The organism is Frigoribacterium sp. AP1 (genome assembly GCF_056680555.1).
Map to the genome: position 1 here is coordinate 766,421 of NZ_CM155288.1, position 19,478 is coordinate 785,898.

Sequence of the window (19,478 nt, forward strand, 5' to 3'; positions counted from 1 at the left end):
GGCGCGGGTCAGGTCGTCGGGATCGTCGGCGTCGGGATCGTCGGCGGCAGGGCGGGCGGCGTGGCCCGCAGGTCGGCCACCCGGTCGGCCGGCTCGGTGCGGGCGAGGAACCCGATGCGCGACTCGCGGACGTGCCAGCCCATCAGCTCGGCGGCCCCGGCCTCGTCGCCCGCGTCGATCGCCGCGAGGATGCGGCGGTGGTCGGGCCAGAGCCGCTTGCCCCGCGAGAAGGTGTCGAGCGCGTACAGCCACTCGATCTTGTTCGAGAGCTGGCGCAGCAGCGTCGCCAGGGTGGCACTCCCGCTCAGGTGTGCCACGCCGACGTGGAACCGGTCGTTGAGCTCGACGAGAAGGTCGAGGTCGCCGGCCTCGACGGCGGCGTCCCCGTCGTCGAGCAGCTGCCCGAGCACGCGCCGCGTCCGCCACCAGTCCTCGGGCGGGCGGGGCTCGCCGAACAGCTCGCGCGCCCGCTGGGCGGCACGCCGTGCGGTCGAGATCTCGAGGGCCTCGCGGACGGCGAAGAGGTCGTCGGCCTCGTCGACCGGGATCGCGGCGACCCGACTGCCCACGTGGGGCGTCGACTCGACGAACCCCTCGGCCTCGAGCGCCCGCAGCGCCTCGCGCACCGGGACGCGCGAGACGCCGTGGCGGCTGGCGACCGAGGCCTCGGTGATGCGCGTCCCCGGCACGAGGGTGCCCTCGACGATCTCGCGACGCAGGGCGTCGACGAGGACGACGGGTGGCGGGCCCTCAGAGGGCGAGGCTGGCACCGGGGATGGCTCCCAACAGTTCGGTCGTGTACTCGGCACGGGGCGACAAGAAGATGTCGTCGACGCTACCGCGCTCGACCACGGCTCCCTTGCGCATGACCACCACGTCGTGGGCGATCTGGCGCACGACCGCCAGGTCGTGCGTGATGAACAGGTAGCTCAGGCCGAGCCGACGCTGCAGGTCGCCGAGCAGCTCGAGGATCTGCTCCTGGACGAGCACGTCGAGCGCCGAGACGGCCTCGTCGCAGATGAGCAGCTCGGGCTCGAGGGCGAGCGCCCGCGCGATGGCCACCCGCTGGCGTTGACCGCCCGACAGCTCGTTCGGCCGGCTCTGGGCGACCGACCGGGGCAGGGCGACCTGGTCGAGCAGCTCGGCGACCCGCTGCCTGCGGGAGGCCCGGTCGCCGACGCCGAAGATGCGCAACGGCTCGTCGATCAGCCGCTCGACGCTGTACGACGGGTCGAGCGACCCGTAGGGGTCCTGGAAGACGGGCTGCACCCGGCGACGCAGCGCGCGACGGGACGCACCCCGGCTCGCCGTGATGCTCTCGCCGTCGATCAGTGCCGACCCACTGGTCGCCGACTCGAGGCCGAGCACGATGCGGGCCACGGTCGTCTTGCCCGAGCCGGACTCCCCCACGATCGCCGTCGTGGTGCCGCGCGGCACCTCGAACGAGACGTGGTCGACGGCCCGCACCTGCTCACCACGGCGACCACGGAGGCGGAACTCCTTGACCAGGTCGGTGACGGTCAGGATCGAGTCGACCCGCGCCTCCTTCGCGTCCGTCGCGTCGTCGAGGACGGCCTCGCCGCGACGGAGGGCGGTGGCCGAGGCCAGCGTCGGCGCGGCCGCGACCAGGCGCTTCGTGTACTCGTGCTGCGGGCGACGCAGGATCTGCTCGGGCGTGCCCTGCTCGACGACGCGACCCTCGAGCATCACGACGATGCGGTCGGTGCGGTCGGCGGCGAGACCGAGGTCGTGCGTGATGAAGAGCAGCGACGTGCCGCGGCTCTCGACCAACGTCTGCAGGTGGTTGAGGATCTGACGCTGCACCGTCACGTCGAGCGCGCTGGTCGGTTCGTCGGCGATGAGCAGCTGCGGCTCGCGGGCCAGGGCGATCGCGATGAGCACGCGCTGGCGCATGCCGCCGGAGAACTCGTGCGGGAACTGCCCCGCCCGGCGCTCGGCCTCGGGGATGCCCGCCTCGGTCATCAGCGCGACGACGCGGCGCTGCACCTCGTCGTGGCCTCGGAGCCCGTGGGTGCGCAGCGCGTCGGCGATCTGGGCGCCGACCTTCATCGACGGGTTCAGGTTGGTCGACGGGTCCTGCGGCACGAGGCCGATGCGCGCGCCGCGCACCTGGCGCATGGGTGCCTCGGTGGCCTGCGCGAGGTCGAGGGTGCTGCCGTCGGGGCCCGCGAGCTCGATCGTGCCGCCCGTGATGTGGCCGGCCCCGGGCAGCAGGCGCAGGATGGCCGCGACCACCGTCGACTTGCCCGAGCCGGACTGGCCGACGATCGCCACCCGCTCGCCCGGCAGGACGTCGAGGTCGACGCCGTGCACGGCGGGGGTGTCGCCGAACGAGACGCGGAGGTCGCGCACGCTCAGCAGAGGGGAGGTCGGGTTCTCAGCGTCCTGCGGCATAGGCCTGGGCTCCTCGGGGGTTGGCGGCGGCGGAGAGCACGCCGGTCTCGGGGTCTCGCGAGACGCTCGACAGCCGGCCCAGGGACCAGCCGCCGGCGCGGGTGACGACGTGGCCGCGGGCGACCAGCGCGTCGATGACGTCGTCGCCCAGGCGGTCCTCGACGACGACGCCTCCGGGCTCCCAGGTGCGGGGCCAGAAGCTGCCGGGGAACGACGTGGTGTGCAGCGCGGGGGCGTCGATCGCCTGCTGCGGGGTGTACCCGCCGACGATCGTGCGCAGCAGGTAGAGCAGCTGCCACTGGTCCTGCTGGTCACCTCCGGGCGAGCCGAGCGCGACGACGGGCTCGCCGTCCTTCAGCACGAGCGTGGGCGTCAGCGTCGTGCGCGGGCGGGTGCCGGGCTCGAGGGTCGACGCCGTGCCCTCGTCCAACCACGACATCTGCAGCCGGCTGCCCAGGCAGAAGCCGAGCTCGGGGATGGTCGGCGACGACTGCAACCAGCCGCCCGACGGGGTCGCCGAGACGACGTTGCCCCAGCGGTCGACGACGTCGAGGTGGCAGGTGTCGCCGCGCGTCTCGCCGGTCGGCTCGGTGAACGGCTCGGCCAGACGGTCGGCAGGAGGCGCGGTGCCGGTCGGCGGGGCGTCCTCGGCCGGTGCGACGGGCGCGGCGGGTGCGGCGGCCGATGCCTGCGCCCGCCCGGGGGCCGCGACCGTGGGCTCGCCGACGCCGGCGGGTGCCTCGCTGAGCGCGGGAGGCAGGTACTCGGTGCGCATCGTGGGCAGGGCGAACGGCTCGCGCCCGGGGACGTCGCCGGGTCGCAGGTCGTGCGACGCCCGCTCGCCGATCAGCGCGCGGCGCTCGTCGGCGTAGTCCGCGGACAAGAGGGTCTCGAGGGGCACGTCTCCGGGGCCGTACCAGGCCTCGCGGTCGGCCATCGCGAGCTTCTGCGCCTCGACGATGGTGTGGGCGCCGTCCGCGGTCGAGGGATCGAGCAGCTCGTCGTCCAGCGGCTCGAGCAGCGCCAGGACCTGGAGCAGGGCGGGACCCTGGCCCCAGGCGCCGGTCTTGGCGATCGTGTGACCCCGGAACTCGATCGTCGTCGCCGGTTCGGTCGTGGCGCGGAACGCGGCGAGGTCCGCGGCCGTGACGACACCCGCGTGGTCGGTGCCCGACGAATGACGGTGCGGAGTGCGGACGAACGCGTCGATCGCCTGCGCGACGTGTCCGCTGCCCCACTCGACCCGCGCCTCCTCGATCTTCGCCTCGCGGGACGCGTCGGGGCCGAGGGCCTCGCCGGCCGCGACCAGCTCGTCGAGGACGGCCGCGTAGGCCGGGTTCGTCAGCAGGTCGCCCTCGCGGGGCACCTCGCCACCGGGCATCCACTGCGCGGCCGAGGTGGGCCAATGCTCGGTGAAGAGGTCGGCGACGGTCTCGATGGTGGAGGCCACGCGCGCCACGATCGGGTGGCCGTCACGGGCGTAGCCGATCGCGTAGGCGAGGACGTCGGCGAGCGACCAGGTGCCGTGCTCGGCCAGCAGCTTCAGCCAGGCGTCGACGGCACCGGGGACGGCGGCGGCCAGGGCTCCCGACCCGGGGACGAGCTCGAGGCCCTCGGCGAGGTAGTGCTCACGGGTCGCGGCCGCCGGGGCCGGGCCCTGGCCGACGAGCACCGTCGGCGCGCCGGGGGCCTCGGCCGTCGCGTAGATCGCTGTGAGGTCGCCGCCGGGGCCGTTGAGGTGCGGCTCGACGACATGGAGCACGAAGGCGCCCGCCACGGCGGCGTCGAAGGCGTTGCCGCCCCGCTCGAGGACCGACTGGGCCGAGGCCGTCGCCAACCAGTGCGTGGACGACGTCATGCCGAAGGTGCCGCGCAGGTCGGGGCGGGTGACGAACTCGTCGGGGGTGGTGTAGGTCACGAGGGGGTCACTTCCGGTCGCTGGCGGTGGGGTCGAGGGCGTCGCGCAGGGCGTCGCCGAACAGGTTGAAGCCCAGGCAGATCGCGGCGATCGCGAGGCCCGGCACGACGGCCGCGAACGGCGCCTTGGCCAGGTACTGCTGCGCGTCGCTGAGCATGATGCCCAGACTGGCCGTCGGCGGCTGGATGCCCAGCCCGAGGAACGACAGCAGGGCCTCGCCGATCACGGCGACCGGCATGATGACCGTGGCCTGCACGATGATCGCCGAGACGCAGTTGGGCAGGACGTGCTGGAAGATCACGCGCAGGCCCGTGGCGTCCATGGTCGTCGCGGCGAGGACGAAGTCGGTCGACTTGACGCGCAGCGTCTCGCCGCGCACCACGCGGATCATCGTCGGCACCTGGGCGATGCCGAGGGCGACCACGGCGTTCGTCAGGCTCGGACCGCTGATCGCGGCGAGCGCCACGGCGATGATCAGGAACGGGAACGCCAGCATGACGTCGGTCAGGCGCGAGATGACGCCGTCGAGCCAGCGCCAGTAGCCGGCCAGCAGCCCGAGGGGCGTGCCGACCACGACGGCGAGCAGCACCGACAGCACGCCGACCTGCAGCGAGACACGGATGCCGTACACGGTGCGCGACAGGATGTCGCGGCCGAGGTCGTCGGTGCCGAGCACGTAGCCCACGGTGCCGGGCACCTGGAACGGCAGCTCGAAGTTCACCCGGGTCGGGTCGTACGGGGCGATGAGGGGGGCGGCGAGGCCCGCGACGAGGACGACGAGCAGCATGACGCCGCCCGTGACGCCCAGCTTGTTGCGGACGAGGCCGCGCCAGACGCGTCCCCGCGCCGAGCCGAGCCCCGCCCCTGCGGCGGTGGGTGTCTCGATGACGGTCACGATGCGCCTCCTACCCTGATGCGCGGGTTGATGACGGAGTACAGGACGTCCACCGCCAGGTTGATCACGATGTAGCCGACCGTGATGATCAGCACGACGGCCTGGATCACGGGGTAGTCGCGGGTGAACACCGAGTCGAGCGTGAGCTTGCCGAAGCCCGGCAGCGCGAAGATGCGCTCGGTGACCACGGCGCCCGAGATCAGGCCGCCGAGTTGCAGGCCCACGATCGTGACGACCACGATCATCGAGTTGCGCAGGCCGTAGCGCATCAGCACCCGGCCGCGACCGAGACCCTTGGCCCGCGCGGTGCGCACGTAGTCGGTCTTCATCGTCTCGATCATCGAGGCCCTGGTCTGCCGCATGATGACCGCGGCGAGGCTCGTGCCGAGGATCAGCGCGGGCAGGGTGAGGTGGTAGAACGCGCTCGCAGGGTTCTCGGCCACCGGCACGTAGCCCGACGCGGGGAACAGGCCGAGGCCGGCCGCGAGCCAGAGGATCGCGAGGATGCCGAGCCAGAAGTTCGGCACCGAGAGCCCCACCAGGGCAGCGGCGTTGGCCATCCACTCGGGCCAGCGGCCCCGGTACCGCTCGGCGACGACGCCCAGCGCGACGCCCACGACGACGGCGACCACGATCGCGCAGAGGGCGAGCCACAGCGTGACCGGCAGGGTGGCGCCGATCAGCTCGGTGACCGGGGTGCCGGTGCGGGTGGACTCGCCGAAGTCACCGCGGACGAAGTTGCCGACGAACCGGCCGTACTGCACGAGCAGCGAGTCGTCGAGGCCGAGGTCGGCCCGGATGGCGGCGACGCGCTCGGGCGTCGCCTCTTCTCCGGCGAGCGCCAGGGCCGGGTCGCCGGGCAGCTGGCGCACCCCCCAGAACACGACGATCGAGGCGATCACGAGGGTGACGGCCGACTGCCAGAGCCGGGTCAACAGGTAACGGGTCATCGGGTCACTCCCCCTCGACGAAGGCGGCGTTGCTGAGGCGCACGACGCCGTCGGCGTAGGTGGACACCCCGGCGACCTCGTTCGTCAGCGCGGTCAGGCTGCGGGTGCGGTACAGGTAGATGAGCGGTTCGTCCTCTTGGACCTGCGTCACGGCCTCGCCGTACAGCGCCGCCCGCTCGTCGACGTCGATGGACGCCGCGGCGTCGGCCAGCAGCTCGTCGACCCGGGGGTTGCTGTAGCCCGAGTAGTTGTTGCCGCCACCGGTGCGCAGGAAGTTGACCATGTTGCCGTTCGGGTCGACACGACCCGACCAGCCGAGCTGCAGCGCGTCGAAGTCACCACGCGACTGCACGTCGAGCAGGGTCGAGTACTCGACCGGGGTGATCGACAGGCGGAACCCGCCGTCGGCGACCTGGGCCTGCAACGCCTGGGCGAGGCGCAACGTGTCGGCGTTGTTGCTAACCTGGATCTCGATGTCGTAGGGCGTGGCCACGCCCGCCTCGTCGAGGAGGCGCTTCGCTCCCTCGGGGTCGTAGCCCGGGCAGGCGTCGCTGGCGTCCGTGGCGAACGGACTGGTCGGCGGGATCGGCGAGCAGGCGGTGTCGTTCCACCCGCCGAACACGCTCTGGACGAGCGCGTCGCGGTCGATCGACATGGCCAGCGCCTGACGGACGCGCACGTCGCTCGCCAGGGGGGTGTCGATCTGCACGGGGTCGGTTCCGACGCCGTCCTGGTTGCCGATGTTCACTGTGATGCCCTGGTAGCCGAACGAGCCGACCTGCAGCACCGTCAGGCCGTCGTCGGCCATGAGGGAGTCGACGTCCATCGTCGACATCGAGTCGGCGACCTGCACGTCACCCGCCCGCACGTTCGCGGCCCGGATGCTCGCGTCGGTGATGATGCGGTAGGTGATCGTGTCGAGGTGCACGTCCTCGGCGTCGTAGTAGAGCGGGTCGCGCTCGACCGAGATCGAGGTCTGCGGCACCCGGTCGACGAACTTGAACGGGCCCACGCAGACCGGGGCGTCGCCGAAGTCGTCGCCCTCGGCCTCGAGCGCCGTCGGCGACATGATCATGCCCGCCCGGTCGGCGAGGGCCGCGGTGAGCGGGGCGAAGGGGCGCTCGTAGGTCAAGCGCACCGTGTCGTCGTCGAGGGCCTCGACCCCGGTGACGGGGCCGAGTTCGCTGGCCCGCGACGAGTCGGGCTTGTCGAGGTGGCGGCGCAGCGTGGTGACCACGGCCTCGGCGTCGAGCGGGGTCCCGTCGGCGAACACGGCGTCGGTGCGCACGGGGATGTCGACCGTCAGCCCGCCGTCCGACAGCGTCGGCAGCTCGGTCGCCAGCAACGGCACCAGGTCGCCCTCGGCGTCGATGTCGTACAGCTTCTGGCACACCGTCTCCATGACGTACCGCGTGTAGAGCGACGACGACGTGGTGGGGTCGAGGGCGTCCGGCTCGGCCGACAACGCCATGACCAGGTCGCCTCCCTCGACGATCGTCTTGTCGCCGATCGGGGCGGTGGTGACGTCGGTCTTGTCGGGCGGGTTCGTGCCGGCGGGCTGCTGCGGGACGCAGGCCGTCAGCGCGAGCGTCGCGGCGGCGGCGAGGGCCGGGAGCGCGAGGGCTCGGCGCAGGCGGCGACGGCCGTCCGGTGCGCTCGCGCTCGCGGCACGGGACGCGCTCGCGGAACGGGTCGGGCGGGGTGGGCGGGCCATCGGGCCTCCGATGCTCGGGCGGTATCGGTCTGTGCGGCGTGGATTGCATACAATCCTGCCGCACGCCCCAGTTTTGTATACGAATTGTTTCGCGCGGGTAAAACGTGTGGCAGACGCACCGCCCCGGAACCATCGATGCGCCGTCGAACCACGCAGGTGGATGGTTCGTCGGCGCATCGGTGGTGTCGTCACGGTGCCCGACTCGCAGGACCACCGGCGACGAGGCGTCAGCCCAGGGGCAGTCCGGCTGCGCGCAGGTTCATCGCGAGGCGCGGCGGGTGCATGACCTCGTCCCACACCGTGCGAGCGAATCCGTCGACCTCGGGCCGGTTGCGGATGCGGTCCTCCCGGATCTTCTCGTCCACGACGATCTGCTCCGGAGAACGCCCCTTCCGCCACCGGCCCTTCGCGTACTTGGTCCGCCCGTCGAACTCGAGGACGACACCGAACCGGGGCCACCAGAAGTCGACCACGTCCACGAACTGACCGCGATCACCCCAGCGAAAGCTCTTCTGGAGAACCGGAGGAGGCGCACCCAGCTCGTGCAGGACGACCCGCGTCAGCGATTCCCCGGGGGACTCGGCCGCCGACGTCGCGAAGGCCACGGCACGACGAGCGCCCGTGCGGCCCCGAGCCGTGGGGCGTGCGTCCAGGAACCGACCGACCTCCTCCCGCGTGGTCAACCGACGGCGGAGCAGCTGGTCGAGGGCGACGACGGCCTCCCGGAAGGTCCACGACAACGCGAGATCGGCAGCCGTGCGCGCCGGCGAGGTGACGAGCACCCCGGACTCCTCCCGCGCCTCCTGGGGCAGAAGAAGTCCGGCGTGACGAACGACCGTCGGCGTGGACTGCGTCGTGCGACGAGCGGGGTCGGCGACGTGGACGCGGTCCGGCCAGTCACCCAAGATCGGTGCACCCCAGACGGCCGCCGCGGACGCGTGTGAGACGGCGACCCGGCTCGACAGCTTGGGCAGGAGCGCGACCACGCGCAGGAGATGGCGTTGCCTCGGCGTGGCAGCCTGCCAGGCCTCCCGCTCGACGGCGACACCCGGGCACAGCCGGAGGAGCTCACCACGGTCGATCCGGCGACGGACCGAGGAGGACTCTCGCGTCCCGTGGCCCAGCTGGGACGAGCGGATGACGGGCGGTAGGGAATCGATCATCCCCACACCTTGCCGGTCGTGACCGCGCCCTGTCGTAGTTCTCCACAGGACCCCCACCCTCTGAAAGAGACGAACCGTCGATGCGCTGTCGAACCATCCATTCGGATGGTTCGACAGCGCATCGACGGCGCGACGCGGAGGGCGGCGCGCGCGGAAGTGGGGGCGGCTACTCGAGGTTCGCGTGGCGGGGCCAGAGCTCGTCGGCATCGGCGCCCGAGCGCTTCCACAGCGCGTGGAAGACGGCGTCGCCGAGCAGCACGACCGTCTGCTCGAACAGGCCGCCGGCGTACTGAGACGAGGCGGCTCCCGAGCGGTCCTGCTTGTCGGCGGCGGGGACCACGAGGACGGCCTCGGCCAGGTCGGCCAGCGGCGAGTCGGCGGCGGTGGTGATCGCGGCCACCCGGGCCCCGGCGTCGACGGCGGTGCGGGCCGCGGCGACGATGCCGGACGTCGTGCCCGAGCCGCTCGCGGTGAGCAGCACGTCTCCGTCGGCGATGGCGGGAGTCGTCACCTCGCCGACGACGTGCACCTCGAGACCGAGGTGCATCAGCCGCATCGCGGTCATGCGCAGGGCGAGACCCGAACGCCCCGCCCCGTGCACGAAGACGCGCTCGGCGTCGTCGAGCAGGTCGGCGAAGGCGTCGAGCTGGCCGGACGTGTCGTCGTCCCCGCCCGAATCGCCCCCGGCGTCGGCGTCGAGGACCGCCGAGACGGCGGCGTCGACCTCGTCCGCCACGAGCTCGAGGGCGGTGGCGACGGAACCGTGGTCGTCGTCGGGGGACGTGCTGTCTGCGGGAGTCACGCGTACCAGCCTGCTCGCCCCGCGCCTCCTGCGTCCAGGTTCGGGTGCACTCCCCGGAACGACGGGGCGGCGCTGGGGTGCGACCACAAGGGGGGCCACCGCGGACCCGCACTGGGGGCAGCCCCGTGCACGCCCGCTGCCTAGCCTGGGACGGGGGGACGAGACACCGAGAGACACCCGAGGAGCACCACGTGACCAGGACGGTCGACACACCCGCGCACCCGACGCGCAGCTACGAGCGGCTGAGGCCTGCCATGCGCCTGTTCTACCTGTGGACGCTCTCGCGCTCGCGGCACGTGCCGTCTCCGCGCGGTCGGCCGACCTACCGGGCGGACTCCCCCGACCCCGACACCGTGCTGCTGATCGGCACGGGCCCCACCCACGGCTTCGGCGTGACGAGCCACGAGCAGGCGCTCACCGGCCAGATCGCCAAGGAGACCTCGAAGAACACCGGACGTGCGTGCTCGGTGGACTACATCGGCGACGAGATGATGAACGCCGGGTCGGCCCGCTCGTGGATCGGCGACCACGACCTCAGCCTGTACGACACGGTCGTCGTGATGCTCGGCCTCAACGACGCCGTCATGCTCACCCCGCTCGACAGCTGGCAGCGCGACGTCACGTCGCTCGTCACCGACCTGACGCGCCGCGTCCACCCGACCGCCCGCATCGTCCTGGTCGGCGTGCAGCCCGTCCGCTCGGTGACGCGGTTCGACAACCCGTTCGGATCGGTCGCCGACCGGCACGCCGCGCGCATGAACGACATCACCGAGCGGGTCGCCTCGCAGCACCCGTCGACCTCGTACTTCCGACTGCCCCCGGGCGAGCTGCAGCCCGGGCGCCCGCACGGCTGCGAGACGATGTACCGGCAATGGGGCGCCGTGGTCGCCGACCGGGTCGCCCCGACCCTCGACGTGGTGCGCCGCGGCGAATCGGTCGAGCACATCCCGCGCACCTCGGCGGCCCCCCTCGTGCCCCAGCGCGTCGCGGCCCAGCTCGAGGTGGCCCGACTGGCGGCGTCGGTGGCCGCGCCGGCTCCGGTCGACCCGGTCGTCGCACGGCTCGAGGCCGCGCGGGCGGCCGTCGCCCGTCTCGAGGCCGAGCAGGCCGACGCGGCGCGCTCGACAGCGGCACCCGCACCGCTGCCGACACCTGCCACGACGCCTGCGCCGACGCCTGCACCCGAGAGTGCCCCCGGAACCCTGCCCGTCCCACCGACCGGCACCGCGCCTCCTGCGCGTCCGCGGCGCGCACTGCCCGAACCGACCTTCGAGTGGTCGGGTGCCGAGACGCTGGTCGAGCTCGCCAGCACCGGCGGGTCGGACACCCTGCAGGACCTCGCCCGCCGAGCCGAGAAGGAGTTCGGCGTCGACGTCGCGGTCGTCTCGCTGCTCGACGGCAAGAAGCTGTACTACGCGGTCAACACCGAGCTGCTGCCGGTGTCGATCCCCCGCGAGCTGACGTTCTGCGACGTGACCGTCGCGGCCGACGCGCCCGTGATCGTCGAGGACGCCCGCAAGGACGACCGGTTCAAGGACAACCCCTACCTCGACCTCAACCACGGGTACTTCTACGCCGGGCACCCTATCCACTCGTCGACGGGCGAGGCGATCGGCACGTTCTGCCTGCACAACACCCGCCCCCGCAAGGCGAAGAGCGTGTCGTCCGAGAAGCTCGCCGAGTTCGCCCGCCTGGCCGAGATCGAGCTGCAGAGCTACGAGACGGCCGACGGGGGCCACGACCTGCCGACGATGTACGAGACCCGGGAGGCGGCGGTCGCGGCGGCCGTGTCGGGTCGCGCCCCGCAGGCGGCCGCGCCGGCCCCCACGCGCGTCGGGCGTCACGCCGCCCCCTGACCGCGACCCGTGGGCGAGGACGCACCACGTCCGCGTCGTCGAACCATCCGGGAGCGTGGTTCGACGACGCGACGGTGGTGCGACCGTCGAGCCGTCACGCCGTCACGCCGTCACCGTCGGCGCGGCCCCTTCCGCTGCTTCAGCCACAGCACGAGCGTGAAGCTGAAGATCACGAGCACCATCCACGAGCCGATCTTGCTGGGGTGCACGAGGCTCCAGCCGTCGGCCTGCGAGGCGTAGGTCCAGGCGCCGAGCAGGGTCGCGGCGTTCTCCGCGATCCAGATGAAGAGCCCGATCAGGGCGAACGAGACGAGCAACGGCATGCGGCGGTCGACGCCCCGCACGCGGAAGGTCACCGACCGCCGGGCGATCAGCAGCGCGGCGACGCCGAGCAGCACCCCACGCAGGTCGGTGATCCAGTGGTTCGTGAAGAAGTTGACGTAGAAACCGACCGCGACGGCCATGGTCGCCACCATCGGCACCGGGTCGACGCGCAGGTCGAGTCGTCGCCACGCCTGGCAGATGTAGCTCGCGACGGCCGCGTACATGAATCCGCTGTAGAGCGGCACGTCACCCAGGCGCAACACGCCGGGCTCCGGGTACGACCACGATCCGATCGCCACCTTGAACACCTCGAGCCCGAGGCCCAGGACGTGGAAGACGCAGATGACGAGCAGTTCGTCCCGGGTCTCGAGCCGCGTCGCGACGAGCGCGACCTGCACGAGCAGGCACCAGATCAGCAGGGCGTCGTAGCGCGGGATGCCCACGTCCACCACGCGTGTCACGGCGAGCCCCGCGAAGATCGCTACCGCGAACGCGCACGAGAGGGCCTGCGCGCGGCCGAAGGCCAGCAGGTCGAGCAGGGACTCGCGCGTGCGGGCGGCGCGACCCGGGCGGTGACGCGGGACGATCTCGACGGTGGACACCGCGCCTCCTCGGTTCGTCGTCGGCGCGGGCCGGGTGGCCGCACCGTCGCCCCCACGGGTGCGACCTCGTCCACGCTACGGACCCCGAGGAGGCGCGGCGTCCGTCCCGAGGACCACCCGCCTCCCCCGCGGGTGGCGTCCTCGGACACGCGAGAGCCCCCTCGCCGGGGGGCGAGGGGGCTCTCGTGGGGTGCTCGTCGGCGTCCCGCGCTGCGGGCCGCTGGTACGCACCGTCGACGGGCCGGGCGTCAGCCCGTCCGAAGTCGTGCACCGGGCCGGGGCCCGGGACGGTCAGATCTGGTCGTCGTCCACCAGACCGGCCACGAAGGGGTAGCGGTCGGCCACGTACTCGTGGAGGTCGGGGTGGACGAGGGTGTCGAGCGAGGGAAGCGCGGGGGTCATGGTCGGGCCGTTCAGTCGAGGTCGTCGGTGTCGTCGAGGGCCGTGTCGAAATAGGACACGTGGTCGCCGACCTGATCGGCGAGGATGCGCTGTGCGAACGTCATCGTGCCTGCCTCAAGCCGACATCGCGTGGGCCGGGGCGGCCACGAGGAAGTCGGCGTAGGTGGGCTCGTCGACCCGGGCGACGGCCGAGACGGCTGCCGAGATCGGGGCGGCGAGGGCGACCGCTGCGACACGGGCCCGACGACGACGGGGGTAGGTCTCGATGCGGACGGCCGGGACACGGGGGTCGCGGCGGTAGAGGCCGGCGTCGACGCGACCGGTGGTCGGACGGACCACCGAGGGGCGAGCCGAACCGACGGTCCCGCGGACGAGGGAGACGAGCTGCTCGTGGCCGAGGCCCTGGAGCGAGGTGCTGCTGGTGTTCATGTTCTTCTCATTTCTGGTGACCCTGCGCCACCTGAGGAACTTGCTGGAGCTTCGGCACCGCCCGTGAAGTCGGTGCCCGTACCGCCGTGAACCGGTACGTCCATCACTGTGACAGGTGGATAGCTAGATGAACTAGCCAGATCGGCAAGAGTGCGCATTGCGGACATGACGGACCGGCTCGGGTGTGCGATCTGCGTTCTTCTTCGTTTTTCTGTCTTTGTCTTGTTTTCTCTGTGGAACCGTCGTACAGTCGGCCCACACCGGCGCGCGACACCGCCGGACGGACACCAGCAGCACCGGCACCAGCAGCACCGCGAGACGACGAGGAGGTCGCATGTACGCCACCGAACGGCACGAGTCGATCGCCGAAGCCCTGCGCTCGGCCGGTCGGGTGTCGGTCAGCGATCTCGCCCTGCGCCTCGACGTCACGGCCGAGACGGTCCGCCGAGACCTCGACGCCCTCGAGCAGGCGGGCCTGTTGCAACGCGTGCACGGCGGTGCCGTCGCCGCGGGCCGCTCCAGCGTCAGCGAGCTCAGCCTGAGCGAGCGCGAGACCCGACACAGCCCCGAGAAGACGTCGGTCGCCCAGGCCGCCGCGCACCTCGTACCCCCGACGTTCACGGGGTCGATCGCCCTCGACGCCGGCACCACCACGGCCGCCGTCGCCGCCGAGCTCGCCCGCTGGACCCCGGCGACGCCCGGCACCGTCCTCACCGTCATCACGAACGCCGTCCCGATCGCGGCCTTGCTGCAGCACAGCCCCCACGTCGACCTGCACCTGCTCGGGGGACGCGTCCGCGGCCTGACCAGCGCCGCCGTCGGCACGAGCACGGTCGAGCAGATCCAGGCCTTGCGGCCCGACATCGTCTTCGTCGGCGCGAACGGCCTCAGCGCCGGCTTCGGGCTGTCGACCCCCGACGAGTTCGAGGGCGCCGTCAAGTCGGCCTACGTCCGCGCCGGGCGCCGTGTCGTCGCCGTGGTCGACCAGACCAAACACGGCGAGGAGGCGCTGGTGCGGTTCGCGCGCCTGGCCGAGATCGACACCGTGGTCACCGACGCGCTCCCCGCCCCCGACCTGGGCGAGGCGCTCGAGCTCGCCGACGTCGAGGTGATCGTGGCATGAGCGCCTCGACCCCCGCGCCCCGCCCCGTCGTGGCCCCGCTCGACCCCGCACCGCTGCCAGGAGGCACCCGCATGATCCTCACCGTCACCGCGAACCCCTCGCTCGACCGCACGATCGAGCTGCCGGGCACCCTGCAGCGGGGCGCGGTGCAGCGCTCGGTCAGCACGACCGACGAGCCCGGCGGCAAGGGCGTCAACGTGTCCCGGGCCCTCGCGGCCTCGGGTGCCGAGACCGTGGCCCTGCTGCCCGGTGCCCTCGACGACCCGGTCCTCGTCGCCCTGCGCGAGCGGGGCGTGCCGACCGTCAACCTGCCGATCGACCAGCGCCTCCGGGCCAACGTCACCCTGACCGAGCCCGGCGGCACGACCACCAAGATCAACGAGCTCGGCCCCGACCTCGGCGCCCACGTGGACGAGCTCACCGCGCTCGTCGTCGAGCACGCGGCCCTCGCCTCGTGGCTGGTGCTCGCGGGCTCGCTGCCGCCCGGCCTGCCGACGACCTGGCTGGCCGACGTCGTCCGGGCCGTGCGCGCCTCCTGCGGTGACACCGCCCCGCGCATCGCGGTCGACTCGTCGGGCGAGCCGTTCGCGGCCCTGATCGCGTCGGGCGTCGGCATCGACCTCGTCAAGCCCAACGCCGACGAACTCGCCGAGATCGTCGGCGGCGACCCCGAGGCGTACGAGGCCGACCCGGCCTCGGCCGTCGCCGGAGCCCGACGCCTGCGCGAACTCGGCGTCGAGACCGTGCTGCTCACCCTCGGCAGCGCGGGCGCCCTGTTGATCGACGACGAGGGGTCGTGGTTCGCCGCCGCCCCCGTCATCACCGCCCTGAGCACGGTGGGCGCCGGCGACTCGTCGCTGTCCGGCTACCTGCTCGCCGAGACGGCCGGGGCCCCCGCCCCGGCCCGCCTCGCCCAGGCCGTCGCGTCCGGGGCCGCCGCCGCGGCCCTGCCCGGCAGCATCGTCCCCCGCCTCGACCAGACCTTCCCTGACGACATCGACGTCGTCCCGGTGGCCCCCGCGGCCGTCGGGCACCTCTGAGCAGCGTCGCCCAACCCCAAGGAGCAGAACAGCATGTCATCCCTCATCAGCACCGACCTCGTCGGTCTCGACGAAGACCTGGGCGGCACGTCGACCGACGTCATCCGCGCCCTGGCCGCGCGCGTCGCCGCCTCGGGCCGCGCCGGCTCGGCCGACTCGCTCGCCGACGACGCCATCAAGCGTGAGGCCTCGGTCGGCACCGGCGTCCCCGGCGGCATCGCCATCCCCCACGCCCGGTCGGCCTCGGTCACCGAGCCGACCCTCGCCTTCTCGCGGCTCGCCCGCACGGTCGGCTTCGGCGCCCCCGACGGCGACGCCGACATCGTCTTCATGATCGCCGTGCCCGAAGGCGCCGACGGCGACCACATGACGGTGCTGTCGACCCTCGCCCGCGCCCTGATCCGCGACGACTTCACCGCCGCCCTCCGCGCCGCGAAGACGCCCGCCGACATCGTGGAGCTCGTCGACGACGAGGTCAGCGGCGAGGTCGCCGAGACGCGCGGCCCGGCCGCGACCTCCGCGGCCGGGGCGACCGGCGCCTCCTCGTCCGCGGCCGACGCCGGGGGCGACGGAGCCCGTCGCCCGAAGCTGGTCGGCGTCACCGCCTGCCCGACCGGCATCGCCCACACCTTCATGGCCGCCGACGCCCTCGTCGCCGCCGCGAAGCGCCTCGGTGCCGACCTGCAGATCGAGCCGCAGGGCTCGGGCACGGTCACCCCGCTCGACCCGGCCGTCATCGCCGAGGCCGACGCCGTGATCTTCGCCGTCGACGTCGACGTGCGCGACCAGGGCCGGTTCGCCGGCAAGCCGGTCGTGCGAGGCCCCGTCAAGCGCGGCGTCGACGCCCCCGACGCCATGGTGAAGGAGGCGCTGGCCGCCGCGAAGGACCCGAACGCCGCGCGAGTGGGCGGCACGACCGGTGCCGCCGGCGCCGCCACGGGCTCGACCGCCGAGAAGCAGGGCTTCGGCTCGTCGCTCAAGCGCTGGCTGTTGACCGGCGTCTCGTACATGATCCCGTTCGTCGCCGGTGGCGGCCTGCTGCTCGCCCTCGGCTTCCTGCTCTCGGGTTACGAGATCGCCGGCAACGCCGCGACGGTGCTGACCGACTACTCGCTGTTCGACCTGCCGCCCGAGGGCCTGCAGTACTTCCTCGGTGCCGCCGCGTTCCAGATCGGCAACCTGTCGATGGGCTTCCTCGTCGCCGCCCTGGCCGGTTACATCGCTTACGCGATCGCCGATCGACCCGGCATCGCCCCCGGTTTCGTCGCCGGTGCCGTCGCCGTCTTCATGGGCGCCGGCTTCATCGGCGGTCTCGTCGGTGGTCTGCTCGCCGGCTTCGCCGCCTACTGGATCGGCAAGCCCGACGTGCCCCGCTGGCTGCGCGGCCTGATGCCCGTCGTGATCATCCCGCTGCTCGCGTCGATCTTCGCCTCGGGTCTGCTCGTGCTCGTGCTCGGCGGCCCGATCGCCGCCCTGACCGTCGCCCTGACCGACTTCCTCAACGGCCTGAGCGGCACCGGGGCGATCGTCCTCGGCGTCATCCTCGGCCTCATGATGTGCATCGACCTCGGTGGCCCGGTCAACAAGGTCGCGTACTCGTTCGCCGTCGCCGGCCTGTCGGCGGGCTCCATCAGCGACAACCCCGCTCCGCTGATGATCATGGCCGCCGTCATGGGCGCCGGCATGGTGCCGCCCCTGGCCATGGCCCTCGCCTCGACCGTGCTCTACCGCAAGGGCTTCTCGCAGGTCGAGCGCTCCAACGGCACGGCCGCCTGGCTGCTCGGCGCCTCGTTCATCTCGGAGGGCGCGATCCCCTTCGCCGCGGCCGACCCGCTGCGCGTGATCCCCGCGAGCATGGTCGGAGGCGCGGTGACCGGAGCCATCTCGATGGCCGCCGGCGTCACGTCGCAGGCCCCCCACGGCGGCATCTTCGTGTTCTTCGCGATCGGCAACCTGGGCATGTGGGCGCTGGCGATCGTCGCCGGCACCGTGGTGAGCGCGCTCGTGCTCGTCCTGCTGAAGAAGTTCGTGCGCCGCAGCACGGCCGCCGACGCCGACGCGTCGGCCGACGCCGCCGAGGCCGGTTCGGTCGTCGGCCAGCGCAGCCCCGTCGCCGCGTAGGCACGTCGCCGCCGAGGCGACCACACGAGGAGGCGCGCTCCGGGGAGTCCCGGAGCGCGCCTCCTCGGCTGTGGACGGGCCGCGGACGGGCGGTCGCGTCCTCTACCCTGGCGTGAGCAACCGATTGGACCCCACGCCGTGACCGACATGAGCCTGAGGCTCCCCACCACCCATTTCCGTGCCGTGCTCGACCTCGGCCAGCGCCCGGCCGCGCAGACGCCGCTGCCGACCGCGCTCGGCAAGCCGAACCTCTACGCCGAGTACGACGACGACGACCTGATCACCGCGCTGTACGTCGGCTACGAGACCGGTCAGGTGCACCTCGAGACCACGCCCTCGGGCGACGTCGAGCACCACTTCCACCTCGCGAACGGCGACGACAGCGACATCAGCCCCTTCGGCGTCGACGACACGCGGGTGCTCGTCGAGTGGTCGACCCGGCTGATCGTCGACCTGCACGGCCGCATGCCCGACCTGCTCGACGAGGTCGACGAGGCCGCCGCCTGGCACGACGCCGGCTTCGACCTCTACGTCTGCGAGGTCGAGGAGCCCCGCAAGCTCGACCTGATCGAGGTCGACATCGAAGGCGAGCTGCTCACCCTGCCGTGGCTCGGCTCGGGCGCCGTCGAGCACGACCACATCGAGGGCGACGACCACCCGATCGCGCTGAGCTGGACGCCCCAAGGCGCGTCCGACGCCGTGCCGATCGCCCAGGCCTGGCTCGACCCGCGGACCGACCAGCCGCTCACGAAGGCCCTGCCCGGCATCGACTGGGACGCCGTCGGCTGGGGTCGTGACGAGGTGCTCCCCTGGCTCGAGGCGATCTACATGAACCACCACGTGCTGCCCGACGCGGCCGGCACGATCCTCACGGGCGTGCTCGAACGACTCGGCGGGATCGACGGCACCGACTAGCGACGCGTCGTCGCGGCAACGCGCCGCAGGGGGCGGGCCGGGCTGCCAGGATGGCGAGATGAGCGACTCGCCCGCACCGCACCTCCTGAACCTGTTGGTCCTCGACGTGACCGACGAGGCCCGCGACGACCCCGCGTTCGAACGTGAACTCGACGACCTGTCGACCTCGGTGGTCGCGGCCGCCGAGCAGGTCGGCTTCGCGGTGCGCCGGGTGCCCGCGAACCGGCTCGGCGACGTGCGCTCCGCCCTCGACGAGGCCGACGCGGTGCTCGTCACCGGCGGTGAGGACGTCGACCCGAGCCACTACGGCGGGCCCGTCGACTACCCGGGGCGGGGCCAGACCTTCGCCGACGCCGACCGGGTACAGGTCGAGGTGGTGCGCGGGGCCGTGGAGGCGCGGGTGCCGCTGGTCGGCATCTGCCGCGGCATGCAGGTGGTCGACGTCGCCCTCGGCGGCGACCTCGTGCAGCACCTCGAGCACCCCGGCCACGTGAACCCGGACGACGTCTCGGACAGCATGGTCGACCACCCGGTCCGGCTCGCCGTCGGCAGCACGCTCGCGACGATGCTCGGCACGACGTCGCTGGTCGTGCGCAGCTCGCACCACCAGGCGGTGGGACGCCTGGGCGAGGGGCTGCGCGCGGTGGCCTGGGCCGACGACGGCACGGTCGAGGCCGTCGAACACGGCACGGCGCCGGTGTGGTGCGTCCAGTGGCACCCCGAAGACCGCGGGGCGACCGGCACGGTGCTCACCGACCTGCTCGTCGCGGCGCGCGACGCCGCCCTCGTTCGCCGAGAGGACGTTTGAT

At 72.8% G+C, this 19,478-nt stretch carries 16 protein-coding genes; 6 read left to right on the plus strand and 10 right to left on the minus strand.

Translation table 11 applies throughout. The features are described from left to right. Positions 1 to 8: 8 nt before the first annotated feature. From AC1MBW_RS03685 to hxlB, 8 genes are all read right to left on the minus strand, one after another. A complete protein-coding gene (locus tag AC1MBW_RS03685; RefSeq protein ID WP_480025485.1) occupies positions 9 to 770 on the minus strand; it encodes a GntR family transcriptional regulator in 762 nt (253 codons plus the stop codon). Further along, a complete protein-coding gene (locus tag AC1MBW_RS03690) occupies positions 751 to 2,415 on the minus strand; it encodes a dipeptide ABC transporter ATP-binding protein (RefSeq protein WP_480025486.1) in 1,665 nt (554 codons plus the stop codon). Before AC1MBW_RS03690 ends, AC1MBW_RS03685 begins: the two co-directional genes overlap by 20 nt. Continuing rightward, positions 2,399 to 4,333: a gamma-glutamyltransferase family protein gene (locus AC1MBW_RS03695; protein WP_480025487.1), complete on the minus strand. Its 1,935-nt coding sequence runs from the start codon at positions 4,331 to 4,333 to the stop codon at positions 2,399 to 2,401. Before AC1MBW_RS03695 ends, AC1MBW_RS03690 begins: the two co-directional genes overlap by 17 nt. 7 nt (positions 4,334 to 4,340) lie before the next feature. Beyond that, positions 4,341 to 5,228, minus strand: coding sequence for an ABC transporter permease (locus AC1MBW_RS03700; RefSeq protein ID WP_480025488.1), 888 nt, complete (start codon positions 5,226 to 5,228; stop codon positions 4,341 to 4,343). Beyond that, entirely contained in the window at positions 5,225 to 6,178 is a 954-nt protein-coding gene (locus tag AC1MBW_RS03705; RefSeq protein WP_480025489.1) for an ABC transporter permease, read from the minus strand. The genes AC1MBW_RS03700 and AC1MBW_RS03705 overlap by 4 nt, the downstream gene beginning before the upstream one ends. A 4-nt stretch (positions 6,179 to 6,182) precedes the next feature. After that, positions 6,183 to 7,892 carry an ABC transporter substrate-binding protein gene (locus AC1MBW_RS03710; RefSeq protein WP_480025490.1) on the minus strand — a complete coding sequence of 570 codons (1,710 nt, stop codon included), beginning with the start codon at positions 7,890 to 7,892 and terminating at the stop codon, positions 6,183 to 6,185. Positions 7,893 to 8,119: 227 nt separating this feature from the next. Then, positions 8,120 to 9,055: a hypothetical protein gene (locus AC1MBW_RS03715; RefSeq protein ID WP_480025491.1), complete on the minus strand. Its 936-nt coding sequence runs from the start codon at positions 9,053 to 9,055 to the stop codon at positions 8,120 to 8,122. 166 nt (positions 9,056 to 9,221) lie between these two features. Beyond that, complete coding sequence (gene hxlB, locus AC1MBW_RS03720) at positions 9,222 to 9,857, minus strand: 6-phospho-3-hexuloisomerase (RefSeq protein ID WP_054147144.1); 636 nt, start codon at positions 9,855 to 9,857, stop codon at positions 9,222 to 9,224. Positions 9,858 to 10,048: 191 nt separating this feature from the next. On the opposite strand from hxlB, the gene AC1MBW_RS03725 reads away from it, so the two are divergent. Continuing rightward, on the plus strand, positions 10,049 to 11,713 hold the full coding sequence (locus tag AC1MBW_RS03725) for a GAF domain-containing protein (protein ID WP_480025492.1): 1,665 nt from the start codon (positions 10,049 to 10,051) through the stop codon (positions 11,711 to 11,713). Positions 11,714 to 11,823: 110 nt separating this feature from the next. On the opposite strand, the gene AC1MBW_RS03730 is transcribed toward AC1MBW_RS03725, so the two are convergent. Together AC1MBW_RS03730 and AC1MBW_RS03735 are read right to left on the minus strand one after the other, a co-directional pair. Continuing rightward, positions 11,824 to 12,639 (minus strand): DUF817 domain-containing protein, encoded by an 816-nt coding sequence (locus tag AC1MBW_RS03730; RefSeq protein WP_480025493.1) that lies wholly within the window; start codon positions 12,637 to 12,639, stop codon positions 11,824 to 11,826. Positions 12,640 to 13,155: 516 nt separating this feature from the next. After that, a complete protein-coding gene (locus AC1MBW_RS03735) occupies positions 13,156 to 13,470 on the minus strand; it encodes a hypothetical protein (protein WP_480025494.1) in 315 nt (104 codons plus the stop codon). Positions 13,471 to 13,804: 334 nt separating this feature from the next. On the opposite strand from AC1MBW_RS03735, the gene AC1MBW_RS03740 reads away from it, so the two are divergent. From AC1MBW_RS03740 to AC1MBW_RS03760, 5 genes are all read left to right on the plus strand, one after another. Continuing rightward, positions 13,805 to 14,593 (plus strand): DeoR/GlpR family DNA-binding transcription regulator, encoded by a 789-nt coding sequence (locus tag AC1MBW_RS03740; protein ID WP_480025495.1) that lies wholly within the window; start codon positions 13,805 to 13,807, stop codon positions 14,591 to 14,593. Between the two features lie 71 nt (positions 14,594 to 14,664). Continuing rightward, positions 14,665 to 15,633 carry a 1-phosphofructokinase family hexose kinase gene (locus tag AC1MBW_RS03745; RefSeq protein WP_396600282.1) on the plus strand — a complete coding sequence of 323 codons (969 nt, stop codon included), beginning with the start codon at positions 14,665 to 14,667 and terminating at the stop codon, positions 15,631 to 15,633. Positions 15,634 to 15,666: 33 nt separating this feature from the next. After that, the gene (locus AC1MBW_RS03750; RefSeq protein ID WP_480025496.1) at positions 15,667 to 17,754 is read left to right on the plus strand and encodes a PTS fructose transporter subunit IIABC; all 2,088 of its coding nucleotides are present in this window, start codon (positions 15,667 to 15,669) and stop codon (positions 17,752 to 17,754) included. Positions 17,755 to 17,892: 138 nt separating this feature from the next. Further along, the gene (locus AC1MBW_RS03755; protein WP_480025497.1) at positions 17,893 to 18,669 is read left to right on the plus strand and encodes a hypothetical protein; all 777 of its coding nucleotides are present in this window, start codon (positions 17,893 to 17,895) and stop codon (positions 18,667 to 18,669) included. A 58-nt stretch (positions 18,670 to 18,727) separates the two neighbouring features. Continuing rightward, complete coding sequence (locus AC1MBW_RS03760) at positions 18,728 to 19,477, plus strand: gamma-glutamyl-gamma-aminobutyrate hydrolase family protein (protein ID WP_480025498.1); 750 nt, start codon at positions 18,728 to 18,730, stop codon at positions 19,475 to 19,477. Position 19,478 lies beyond the last annotated feature (1 nt).